This is a genomic window from Acidovorax sp. KPB24-07, from assembly GCF_057543315.1.
The window spans coordinates 1-11,425 of record NZ_BAAJYS010000112.1 but is presented as its reverse complement, the minus strand read 5'-3'; the positions used below and the strand labels follow the sequence as shown (position 1 = coordinate 11,425).

General features: G+C 64.3%; 11 protein-coding genes and 1 pseudogene. 5 read left to right on the top strand and 7 right to left on the bottom strand.

Features of this window, described 5'->3' with window-relative positions:
* Positions 1 to 80: 80 nt before the first annotated feature.
* The 4 genes from AC27IQ_RS13190 to AC27IQ_RS13175 all read right to left on the bottom strand — a co-directional run bounded on the left by AC27IQ_RS13190 (position 81) and on the right by AC27IQ_RS13175 (position 2,211).
* The gene (locus AC27IQ_RS13190) at positions 81 to 518 is read right to left on the bottom strand and encodes an OsmC family protein (protein WP_272566412.1); all 438 of its coding nucleotides are present in this window, start codon (positions 516 to 518) and stop codon (positions 81 to 83) included.
* Positions 519 to 647: 129 nt separating this feature from the next.
* Complete coding sequence (locus AC27IQ_RS13185; RefSeq protein ID WP_272566411.1) at positions 648 to 875, bottom strand: ATP-binding protein; 228 nt, start codon at positions 873 to 875, stop codon at positions 648 to 650.
* 65 nt (positions 876 to 940) lie between these two features.
* Positions 941 to 1,519, bottom strand: coding sequence for a hypothetical protein (locus AC27IQ_RS13180; protein WP_487089730.1), 579 nt, complete (start codon positions 1,517 to 1,519; stop codon positions 941 to 943).
* On the bottom strand, positions 1,519 to 2,211 hold the full coding sequence (locus AC27IQ_RS13175; RefSeq protein WP_487089729.1) for a hypothetical protein: 693 nt from the start codon (positions 2,209 to 2,211) through the stop codon (positions 1,519 to 1,521). Before AC27IQ_RS13175 ends, AC27IQ_RS13180 begins: the two co-directional genes overlap by 1 nt.
* Before the next feature lie 529 nt (positions 2,212 to 2,740).
* Here AC27IQ_RS13175 and AC27IQ_RS13170 point away from each other — a divergent pair.
* Positions 2,741 to 4,399: an RNA-binding domain-containing protein gene (locus AC27IQ_RS13170; RefSeq protein ID WP_487089728.1), complete on the top strand. Its 1,659-nt coding sequence runs from the start codon at positions 2,741 to 2,743 to the stop codon at positions 4,397 to 4,399.
* Between the two features lie 104 nt (positions 4,400 to 4,503).
* Here AC27IQ_RS13170 and gyrB read toward each other — a convergent pair whose 3' ends face one another.
* The 3 genes from gyrB to dnaA form a co-directional block, all read right to left on the bottom strand.
* Entirely contained in the window at positions 4,504 to 7,122 is a 2,619-nt protein-coding gene (gyrB, locus tag AC27IQ_RS13165) for a DNA topoisomerase (ATP-hydrolyzing) subunit B (protein ID WP_487089727.1), read from the bottom strand.
* A gap of 140 nt (positions 7,123 to 7,262) precedes the next feature.
* Entirely contained in the window at positions 7,263 to 8,381 is a 1,119-nt protein-coding gene (dnaN, locus tag AC27IQ_RS13160; protein WP_284397642.1) for a DNA polymerase III subunit beta, read from the bottom strand.
* A 131-nt stretch (positions 8,382 to 8,512) separates the two neighbouring features.
* Positions 8,513 to 9,934 (bottom strand): chromosomal replication initiator protein DnaA, encoded by a 1,422-nt coding sequence (gene dnaA / locus AC27IQ_RS13155; RefSeq protein WP_272566399.1) that lies wholly within the window; start codon positions 9,932 to 9,934, stop codon positions 8,513 to 8,515.
* 310 nt (positions 9,935 to 10,244) lie between these two features.
* Here dnaA and rpmH point away from each other — a divergent pair, with 310 nt between their 5' ends.
* The 4 genes and pseudogenes from rpmH to AC27IQ_RS13135 form a co-directional block, all read left to right on the top strand.
* The gene (gene rpmH, locus AC27IQ_RS13150) at positions 10,245 to 10,379 is read left to right on the top strand and encodes a 50S ribosomal protein L34 (protein ID WP_005798102.1); all 135 of its coding nucleotides are present in this window, start codon (positions 10,245 to 10,247) and stop codon (positions 10,377 to 10,379) included.
* A 43-nt stretch (positions 10,380 to 10,422) separates the two neighbouring features.
* A complete protein-coding gene (locus AC27IQ_RS13145; protein ID WP_284430580.1) occupies positions 10,423 to 10,947 on the top strand; it encodes a ribonuclease P protein component in 525 nt (174 codons plus the stop codon).
* Positions 10,944 to 11,240 carry a membrane protein insertion efficiency factor YidD gene (gene yidD / locus AC27IQ_RS13140; RefSeq protein ID WP_284430579.1) on the top strand — a complete coding sequence of 99 codons (297 nt, stop codon included), beginning with the start codon at positions 10,944 to 10,946 and terminating at the stop codon, positions 11,238 to 11,240. The genes AC27IQ_RS13145 and yidD overlap by 4 nt, the downstream gene beginning before the upstream one ends.
* Positions 11,237 to 11,425: pseudogene (locus tag AC27IQ_RS13135) on the top strand (membrane protein insertase YidC); the annotation flags it as partial. The gene yidD and the pseudogene AC27IQ_RS13135, both read left to right, overlap by 4 nt.

Below are 11,425 nucleotides of genomic sequence, written 5' to 3'. Positions count from 1 at the left end.
ATGCCCTAGTATCGATTGCGCTGGAGGCCATTTCGGCTCCAACGCGCGGCGCCGGCCGCGCGGCGGCACGGCGCCTGCCGTCAGGCCTGGAGCGTGGCGGTCAGGGTGATCTCGGGCACGCTCGCCAGGGCCTTGGACAGCGGGCAGTTCGCCTTGGCCTCGGCGGCGATCTTCTGGAACTGCGCCTCGTCCAGGCCCGGCACCTTGGCCGTCAGCGTGAGGGCGATGCGGTCGATCTTGAAGCCCTCGCCCTCCTTGGCCAGCCGCACCTTGGCGGTGGTGTCGAGGGTCTCGGTGGAAATGCCGGCCTTCTCGCAGGCGAACGCGAAGGCCATCGTGAAGCAGGCCGCGTGTGCCGCGCCCACGATCTCCTCCGGATTGGTGCCCTTGCGGTCGTCCCCGAAACGGCTGCCGAAGCCATAGGGGTGCTGCTTGAGCGCGCCGGTCTCGGTGCTGATCTGGCCCTGGCCGGTCTTGCCAGCGCCTTCCCAATGGACGGATGCGGATTTTTCGGACATGCGGTGCTCCTTGTGCGGTGAACAACAAAACAAACAAGACGCGATCACAACACGCAGGGAACCGATCGCGGGTGGGCCCAGCGCCCCGACGCCTGACGCGATTTGTCCTACAGGCCCCGCGGGCAGCCCTCAGCCGGTGCGCACCATGCCGATCGCATCGAACGGACAGCGCACCGCACACAGCGCGCACCCCGTGCAGGCCGGCGCATCGTGCAGCACCGACTGCTTGCGCCCCCACGGCTGCGGGCCCGGCACCTGCAGCGACAGGACATGCGGCGGGCACACGGCCACGCACCAGCCGCAGCCGGTGCAGCGGGCGGGATCGATGCGGGGCAGGGCCTTGCGCGGGGCGTTCATCGCAAAACGAAGAAGAAAAGAAAACGGAGAAGAAGCGGAAGGAACTCGCAGGATCTTGCCGCTTCCTACCGTGCAGGCACAAGCAGGTAGCCCCCTTCGAATCGGGGAGACTGGGCATCCACGCGCACGCAGGTCCTCGGCCGCCCCTGGTGAGTGCACTGCGCGACCTCCAGGCCCGCGCCCGCCTTTCTGAGCCGATCCATGTCGGCCAACAGCATCTGCCGCTCGGCGCGCAGTGCCTTCAGCTCTCTTTCGGTCGGAGACAGGTAGGCCATCGCCGCCGCGATCAGGACCACCACGGCCAGTGCCCCCGTGCAGGCATACGCCAGCATCTTCCACTGCAGCGTTTCCTGCGCCGCTGCGAAGGTCCTCGTGGCCTCGGCGGCCGCCGCGTTCGCCTGGGCCCAGGTGGCGGTCATCTTCGCCGCGGCTTTTTCCGCGGCCGGCTCGAGCACCGTTTCGATGGCGGTGCCCACCGTCACAGGCAGCCGGTCGCAGGCCCGTTTCAGCGCGTCCGAGGCGTGGCGCGACTGGACCATGGAGGCATCGGCCTTTTGCTGCAGCACCGCCGCCTGTTGCATCAGCGACTGCAGCATGTCAGACAGCTGGTGGATGCGCTCCACGCTGCGTTGTGCATCGTTCATCACAGAGATAGGCCTTTCCCCTGGGGTTTGTGCTCCAGGGCGCGCTCCTGCGCGATGCTGGCGCTCCGCTCGTCCGCCTGCTGCCGGTGGACCTGCAACTCCTGGCGCAGCTCCCCGATGCTTTCGAGCGCGATGTAGTGCAGCGTCCCGTCCTGGCCCACGGACACCAGCAGCCCCGATGAGGACGTGCCCGACTTGCCGGAGAAAGCGGCCACCGCGTCCAGATAGCGCTGGATGAGGGCATCGGGAAACTCCTCGGCCTGCGCCTTTCCCACCGTCTCCGCAAGCGATTGCGTGAATGCTTGAAAGTCGAGTGGAGGGCTCTGGCCCCCGGCGAAGTCCAGGTAGGGGCAGACCCGGGTGCGCCAGTTCAATGGCCCCTTGGAGGACTCCACGTACCAATGGATGGCGCGGGACACCTGCTGCAGCGCCGGCTCGTTTTCAAGCGACAGCTTGAGGGTGTCGAGCTTGTCCGACTCCTTGTCGCTGTCGTTGGACGCCCGCTTGAACTCGATCAGCCGGACGACGCCTGGATAGCGGAGCAGCACATCCCCCAAGGGACCGTCGAGCGGCGTCTGCTGGAGCAGGTTCACCACCCCCGGCAACGGCTTGTCCGGAAACCGCCGCCCGATCACGAGCCCCAGGCTGTAGAGGAAATTGCCGATCAGGATGTTTTCGTAGGGGTCTTTCATTTCGTCTACCTCCCTGTGTTTTTTGATCATTCAATTGACGCGGACTTTAACCAACGCGTCATACAACTTTTGATCAACTCGTTTCTTGGAATAACCTTCTGGCTCGGGTAAAAGCAGTCCTTCGGCCCACCACATGCCCACTCGATGCTTCCCATCACATCGCCAGATCTGGCGCCACCCGAAACAACCGACCTCATCGAACCACTGTCCGCCTCACTGGCTTTTATCGGCGGCGGCGGTGGCAAGTTCTCATTCGACCCGGACGATAGCCAGCGCCCTCGCTCCCAATTCGTCGTTGTGCGGAACGGCGAAGGCGCTGCGATGGGAACCGACACTGTTCAGTTGCTGACTCACTGGTGCCAACTCCTAGCAGCGCTTGAGCGTGGCCGTGCATCAGTGAGAGTTCGTTCGTGCCTTTTCGAGCGAAACGCTGTTGGGCGCCGTCCGTTTCCCCCAGGAGTTTTCTGATGGATGCCAGTGCACTGCGAGCCACCTTGGAATCCTTGCTGGGACTGCGCGCGAACAGACGGTGGTGGAGTTCAAATCCAATTTGTCCGACGCCGAAAGGATCGGTGCTTACCTTTCAGGGCTTGCCAATACAGCAGCGTTGCAGGGACGAGATCGAGCCTGGCTGGTGTGGGGCGTCGAAGATGGCAGCCATCGGGTGTCGGGTACGGGGTTTGACCCGTTCCAGCAGAAGGTTGGCAACCAATCGTTGTCAATGTGGCTGCAGGTGATGACGAAACCCCGCGCCGACTTCACTTTTCATGAGTTGAGGTACGAAGGTCTCCATGTAGTGATGTTGGAGATACACCCTGCACGTGGGGCACCTGTCGCTTTTCAGCATGTGCGCTATATCCGCTTGGACAGCCATTTGGTGAAGTTGGCGGAATTTCCCAACCATGAGTCCCGCTTGTGGGGTGCGCTAGGTATAGCGGAGGATTGGACTGGGGTGGTGATGCCAGAGGCGTCGCTGGATGACTTGGACCACCGGGCCATTGATGCGGCGCGATTGCGCTATACCGAGTACTTGGTACGAAGTGAGCCAAATGGTGAACGCCATGAGGCCATCCGCTCCGAAGTCGCGGGCCTGGAGGTTTCTACCTTGCTGAACAAGGCGCGCGTGACCAAACAAGGGCGTGTGACACGTGCAGCCCTGCTGCTGCTGGGCAAGGATGAATCCGCACATCTGCTGGGCCCAGCAGATGCAAAGATGACCTGGATTTTGCGAGATGCGTTCAATGACACGGTCACTTCACAGCCATTTGGAATCCCCTTCCTTCTGGCGACCGAACAGTTGTGCACTCGCATTCGAAATGTGACGCTGGACCACATGCCCGATGGGTCGCTGTTTCCCACGCCAGTGCCACAGTACGATAGTTGGGTACTTCGCGAAGCGCTGCACAACTGCGTCGCCCACCAAGACTATGTTCTGGGCGGCAAAATCAACCTGGTGGAGCACCCAGACCGGCTGGTGTTCAGCAACCTGGGGCAGTTCATTCCGGAAAGCGTGGCGTGGATGTTGGAACACCAGTCCCCGCCGGAGCACTACCGCAACCAATGGCTCATCGATGCGATGATCCGGCTGCGAATGATTGACCAGGCGGGCAGCGGCATACGTCGCATGTTCACGACCCAGCGCCAGCGGTTTTTTCCGTTACCCGACTACGAGTTTGGTCAGACTCCACAAGGGTTTCCACGTGTGGAGTTGACCCTGCAGGGACGGATGCTGGATTCCAAATTTGCGCGGGTACTGATGGCGCGCGCAGATCTGGGCTTGGGCCAGGTACTGCTGCTGGACAGGCTACAGAAGGGCCAAACTCTTTCAGCAGCAGAGGCCAAGAGCTTGCGTGATCTGGGGCTGATTGAAGGGCGCGCCCCAAGGTATTTCATCTCAGCCAAGATGGCCGATGCCTTGGGGCAGAAGGCGAAGTACATCCACCAGCGCGGCCTGGATGACCGGTACTACCAAAAGCTGGTGCTGGACTATCTGCAGCAGTATGGGCAGGCCACCAGAACGGATTTGGATGCCCTGTTGCTTCGGAAGCTACCCGACGTTCTGACTGAAGAGCAGAAAGCCAATAAGGTCAAAAATCTGATGCAAAGCATGAAGCGGGCTGGGCTGATAAAGCCTCACGGCGTGCGCTCTGCGGCCATTTGGCGTCTGTGCCAATCCATGGATAACTGAACCACGGCCCATGGTGTTTAACCATGGGCGTGGTTCTAAGTCATTGATTTTTATATTGTTTAATGCTGTTTCAAGCTGCTATTTAGACAAGATATCCGGTGTCCTTAGACATCAATATTCCCCGCCCGCAACGCATTCGTCTCGATGAAATCCCGCCGCGGCTCCACCTCGTCGCCCATCAGCATGGTGAACACCCGGTCCGCCTCGATCGCGTCGTCGATCTGCACGCGCAGCAGGCGGCGCACTTCGGGGTCCATCGTGGTTTCCCAAAGCTGCTCGGGGTTCATTTCGCCCAGGCCCTTGTAGCGCTGGCGGCTGGTGGTGCGCTCGGCCTCGGAGATGAGCCAGGCCATGGCCTGGCGGAAGTCGGACACTTTTTCTTCCTTCTGCTTCTCGCCTTCGCCGCGCAGGGCCTTGGCGCCCTCGCCGACCAGGCCGCGGAAGGTGCTGGCGGCTTCGGCCAGGGCGGCGTAGTCGGCGCCGTGCACGAAGTCCTGGGTGATCAGGCTGCTCTTGACGTTGCCGTGGTGGCGGCGGCTGATGCGCAGGATGGGCTTGTCGGTGCGCACGTCGAACTCGCCGGCCACTTCGGCGGGGATGCCGTTGGTGGTCAGCTCGCGCAGCTTGGCCTGCAGTTGCACGGCGCTGGCTTCGGCGTCGGCCACGGTGTCCAGGTTCAGGCTCACGCCGTCGGCGATGGCGCGCAGGGCCTCCTTATCCATGAAGGCGGACAGGCGGTGGATGACGGCCTCGGCGAGCTGGTGCTTTTGCGCCAGGGCGGTGAGGGTGTCGCCGGTCAGGGTCTGCGGGCTGGCGCCGCCGGTGGTCACGCTGGCGTCCTTGAGCGCGATGCGCAGCAGGAAGGTGTCGAGCGCGGGGGCGTCCTTCAGGTACAGCTCTTCCTTGCCGGCCTTGACCTTGTACAGCGGCGGCTGCGCGATGTAGATGTGGCCGCGCTCGACCAGCTCGGGCATCTGGCGGTAGAAGAAGGTCAGCAGCAGGGTGCGGATGTGGGCGCCGTCCACGTCGGCGTCGGTCATGATGATGATGCGGTGGTAGCGCAGCTTGGCGGCGTCGAAGTCGTCCACGCCGCTCTTGCCGGATTCGACCGCGGCCTTGCCGATGCCGGTGCCCAGGGCGGTGATGAGCGTGACGATTTCATTGCTGGTCAGCAGCTTTTCGTAGCGCGCTTTTTCCACGTTCAGGATCTTGCCGCGCAGCGGCAGGATGGCCTGGAACTTGCGGTCGCGGCCCTGCTTGGCGGAGCCGCCGGCGGAGTCGCCCTCGACGATGTAGATCTCGCACAGCGCGGGGTCTTTTTCCTGGCAGTCGGCCAGCTTGCCGGGCAGGCCCATGCCGTCCAGCACGCCCTTGCGGCGCGTCATTTCGCGCGCCTTGCGGGCGGCTTCGCGGGCGCGGGCGGCCTCGATGATCTTGCCGCACAGGATCTTGGCGTCGTTGGGGCGCTCTTCCAGGTAGTCGGTCAGCGTCTTGGCGACGATGTCCTCCACCGGCGCGCGCACTTCACTGGACACCAGCTTGTCCTTGGTCTGGCTGCTGAACTTGGGCTCGGGCACCTTCACGCTCAGCACGCAGCACAGGCCTTCGCGCATGTCGTCGCCGCTCACCTCGACCTTGGCCTTCTTGGCCAGTTCGTGCGCATCGATGTACTTGCCGATGACGCGGGTCATGGCGGCGCGCAGGCCGGTCAGGTGGGTGCCGCCGTCGCGCTGCGGGATGTTGTTGGTGAAGCACAGCACCTGCTCGCTGTAGCCGTCGTTCCACTGCATGGCCACCTCGACGCCGATCTCGGTGCCGGGAATGCCGCCGTAGGTTTCGGCCGGGCGCGCGCCCGTGGCGTAGAACGCGGTGGGGTGCAGCACCTTCTTGTTGGCGTTGATGAAGCCGACGAAGCCCTTCACGCCACCGGCGCCGGAGAAGTCGTCTTCCTTGCCGGTGCGTTCGTCCTTCAAGCGGATGCGCACGCCGTTGTTCAGGAACGAGAGCTCGCGCAGGCGCTTGGCCAGGATCTCGTAGTGGAAGTCGTTGTTCTCTTTGAAGATCTCGGTGTCGGGCAGGAAGTGCACCTCGGTGCCGCGCTTGTCGGTGTCGCCGATGACCTTCATGGGCGAGATCTCGACGCCGTTCACGGTCTCGATGATGCGGTTCTGCACGAAGCCCTGGCTGAACTCGAGCACGTGCACCTTGCCCTCGCGGCGCACCGTCAGGCGCAGCATCTTGCTGAGCGCGTTCACGCAGGAGACGCCCACGCCGTGCAGGCCGCCCGAGACCTTGTAGCTGTTCTGGTTGAACTTGCCGCCGGCGTGCAGTTCGGTCAGCGCGATCTCGGAGGCCGAGCGCTTGGGCTCGTGCTTGTCGTCCATCTTCACGCCGGTGGGAATGCCGCGGCCGTTGTCGGTCACGCTGATGGAGTTGTCCGAGTGGATGGTGACGACGATGTCGTCGCAGTGCCCGGCCAGCGCCTCGTCGATGGAGTTGTCCACCACTTCGAAGACGAGGTGGTGCAGGCCCGTGCCGTCGGACGTGTCGCCGATGTACATGCCGGGGCGCTTGCGCACGGCCTCCAGGCCTTCCAGGATCTGGATCGCGCCTTCGCCGTAGCCTTCGCTGGCGCCCGCCTGCTGGGTGTCGATCTTGGTGAAGGGCTGCGCTTCGCCCGCGCCGTTGGAGGAAGGCTCGGGCAGGGTGTTCTCAGCGGTCATGGATGGCCTTGGGGTCCGTGGAAACCGGGGGGTTTCCTGAATGTTCAATAAGGGTCAAATCGGCCTCCAGCGCATATTCTTCTAGGGCATGTAGCTACAAAAAGCATAGCACTCACCCCCGGCGCTGAAAGACGGGTGCGTCAGATGCGCATGGGCATCACGACGTACTTGAAGGTTTCGTTCTCGGGGATGGTCAGCAGCGCCGAGCTGTTGCCGTCCGACAGCTCCACCTTCACCATGTCCTGGCCCATGTTGGCCAGAGCGTCGATGAGGTAGGTGACGTTGAAGCCGATCTCGATGGTGTCGCCGCCGTAGTCGATGTCGAGTTCGTCCACGGCCTCTTCCTGCTCGGCGTTGTTGGACGCCACGCGCAGGGTGCCGGGCTCCAGGTTCAGGCGCACGCCCTTGAACTTGTCGCTGGTCATGATGGCGGTGCGCTGCAGGCTGGCCAGCAGCGGGGCGCGGCCCAGGGTCACGCTGTTCTTGTGGTTCTTGGGGATCACGCGGTTGTAGTCGGGGAACTTGCCCTCGACCAGCTTCGTGACGAACTCCATGCCGCCGAAGGTGAACTTCGCCTGGTTGTTGGCGAACTGCATCTCGATGTGCGGCTGGTTCTCGCCGCCCGCATCCGACAGCAGGCGCTGCAGCTCCAGCACGGTCTTGCGCGGCAGGATGACTTCCTGCTTGGGCACTTCAACGTCCAGCGTGGCGCTGGCGAAGGCCAGGCGGTGGCCGTCGGTGGCGACCAGGCTCAGCTGCTGGCCTTCGGCCACGAACAGAATGCCGTTCAGGTAGTAGCGGATGTCCTGCACCGCCATGGCGAACGACACCTGGCCCAGCAGGTCCTTGAGCACCTTCTGCGGCACGCTGAAGGCGGGGCCGAAGGCGGCCGATTCCTGCACCAGGGGAAAGTCCTCGGCCGGCAGCGACTGCAGCGTGAAGCGGCTCTTGCCGCCCTTGAGGATCAGCTTGGACTGGCTCGACTCCAGGCTCACGGTCTGGTCGCCGGGCATGGTCTTCAGGATGTCGATCAGCTTGCGCGCGCCCACCGTGGTGGTGAAGTCGCCCGTGTCGCCGCCCAGCTCGGCGGTGGTGCGGATCTGGATCTCCAGGTCGCTCGTGGTCAGCTGCAGCGCGTTGCCCGTCTTGCGGATCAGCACGTTCGCCAGGATGGGCAGGGTGTGCCGGCGCTCGACGATGCCGGACACCGATTGCAGAACCGCGAGAACCTTGTCTTGTGTTGCCTTCAGGACAATCATGTCGTCAACCTTTGGTGGTTTTGGGAAACGTGCCAGGACGGCGGCATGGGCCATGCCCCCTCATGCCGTCCAGCACGCCATTTTGCCCGTGAACCGGGCGCGCTCCGTGGGGGTGCGGGGCCACTTCGGCATCAACCCTTGAGCGTCTGCTCCAGCACGTGCAGCTGCTGGTTCAGTTCGGTGAGCTGCTGGCGCTCGCCGGCGATCTTGCGCACCGCGTGCAGCACCGTGGTGTGGTCGCGCCCGCCGAACAGCTCGCCGATCTCGGGCAGGCTCTTTTGCGTGAGCTCCTTGGCCAGGTACATGGCGATCTGGCGCGGCCGGGCGATGCTGGCCGGGCGCTTCTTGCTGTACATGTCGGCGACCTTGATCTTGTAGTAGTCGGCCACCGTCTTCTGGATGTTTTCCACCGAGATCTGCCGGTTCTGGATCGACAGCAGGTCGCGCAGCGCCTCGCGGGCGAGCTGGATGGAGACTTCCTTCTGGTTGAAGCGCGAGTACGCCAGGATCTTGCGCAGCGCGCCTTCCAGCTCGCGCACGTTGCTGCGCACGTTCTTGGCGACGAAGAAGGCCACTTCCTCGGGCATGTCGGCGCTTTCGGCGCGGGCCTTGTTGATCAGGATGGCCACGCGCATTTCCAGCTCGGGCGGCTCGATGGTCACCGTGAGGCCGGAGTCGAAGCGCGAGACGAGCCGCTCGTGGATGTTGGCCAGGCCCTTCGGGTAGGTGTCCGAGGTCATCACGATGTGGCTCTTCTTGGCCAGCAGCGCCTCGAACGCGTTGAAGAACTCTTCCTGCGTGCGGTCTTTATTCGCGAAGAACTGCACGTCATCGATCAGCAGCAGATCGAGGGAGTGGTAGTGCTCCTTGAACTCGTCGAACGTGCGCCGCTGGTACGCCTTAACCACATCCGACACGAACTGCTCGGCATGGATGTAGAGAACTTTCGCGTCGGGCTTGTCGGCCAGCAGCTTGTTGCCCACCGCGTGCACCAGATGGGTCTTGCCCAGGCCGACGCCGCCATAGATGAAAAGGGGGTTGTACAGGTGGCCGGGCGAGCCCGCCACGTGCATGGCCGCCGAGCGCGCCATGCGGTTGGCCGTGCCCTCGACCAGCGTCTCGAACGTGAGCGCGGCATTCAGGCGCGAGCGGAAGGCACCAGCCACCGGCTCGTCACTGGGCGCCGCGGCGGGCGTGGGCTCGGACGACACCACCTGCCCCGTCGGCGTGGATCGCACGTAAGTGCGGGCAACGGTCTCGCGCTGAGCGAGCGCTAACTCAAGCGACACCGGCTGGCCGTAGAGGCCTTCCAGCAGGGCCGCGATGCGGCCGGCGTATTGCGCACGGATCCAGTCGAGCTTGAAGCGGTTGGCCACCAGCAGGGTGACCTTGGAGAAGTCGGGAGCGACCTGGGCGGTGAGCGGCTTGATCCAGGTGTTGAACTGCTGCTCCGGCAGGTCTTGCGCAAGCTGCTCGACGCAGGCTTGCCACAGTCCTTGTCCGGCATCGGCGCCTGGGTCGTTGTCGGGGCTGCGGGAAGGTTCCTCGGTCATTGATGGCGGTTCTTGTTGTGGATAGGAGGAACGATTCAGGGCCGCAGATTGTACCTTTTCAAGGGGTTATCCACAACCTCGGCCAGGGCGCCCACGGCGCGCGCCACCCGCGCCGCAAACCCCCTGTACTGCCGCCTCGCCATTGCCACGCCGGCACAAGCCTGCAATAATCGCCGGTTTCCCTGAATGCGTTCAGGGCAATAACGCCCGGGCCAAGCGCTTTGATCTTGATCGAAGTGCCGCATCCGGAGGGCCTGGAACCCGCATCTTGCGAGTTGCGCCCGGAACCTAACCCTCAAGGACATTGACCATGAAACGTACCTACCAGCCTTCCAAGACGCGCCGTGCGCGCACCCACGGTTTCCTCGTGCGCATGAAGACGCGCGGCGGCCGTGCCGTCATCAACGCACGCCGCGCCAAGGGCCGCAAGCGCCTGGCCGTCTAAGGCCGCCACGACACTCGGCCCGGTTCCGGGCGGGAACCCTCCCATGCAACGGCTGAAAACCCGTCCGCAGTTCCAGGCCGCCATGGCCGGGGGAACGGTCTCCCGCACCGCACACTTCGCACTGCACCGACTGGGTCTCGCTCCCACCGGCGCAGCGGCCGCATCGCCTCCCGCACCTCCCACAGGGCCCGGCCCCTTGCCTGATGCGCAAGGGCCGCAGGCCCTGTTTGGCATGGCCGAGCCGCCCGGCGTCTGGCTGGGCGCCATGGTGCCCAAGCGCTGGGCCCGCCGCGCGGTCACCCGCAACACCATCAAGCGGCAGATCCATGCCGTGGCCGCCTCGTTCGAGTCCCAGTTGCCGCAGGCCGCGCACGTGGTGCGCCTGCGGGCGACGTTCGACCGCAAGCAGTTCACCAGCGCCACGTCCGATGCCCTCAAGCAGGCGGTTCGCGCCGAACTGCTGCAGCTGTTCGGCTACGCCGTGCGGCGCAGCGGCGGCGCTGCTGCAACGGCCGCTGGGGCACCGACGGCAGCGGCGCCCCAGCCCGCCCCGGCGCCTGTGTCATGATGCGCGCGCTGCTGATGGCGCTGGTGCGTGGCTACCGGCTGGTGCTGAGCCCCTGGCTCGGATCGGCCTGCCGTTTCGAGCCCACGTGTTCAGCCTATTCGCTGCAGGCACTTGAACGCCATGGCGCCGCAGCCGGAACTTATCTGACGCTGCACCGTCTGGCACGGTGCCAGCCCTGGTGCGATGGAGGGCATGATCCGGTGCCCGAAGAACCGCCCCGCGCATTGCGGCTGTTCTCGCGCCTGTCTCCTTCCACGTCCTCCACCCCCTCCTCACCGAAGAAGTCTTCATGAACGACATTCGCCGCACCATCCTGTGGGTGATATTTGGCTTTTCCATGGTTCTGCTATGGGACAAGTGGCAAGTGCACAACGGCCACAAGGCCACCTTCTTCCCCGGTGCAACGCCTGCCGCCGTGGCGCCCGCGTCTTCGGCGCCGGCCGCCTCGGGCACCGCCGGCGCTTCCACCGTGCCGGCC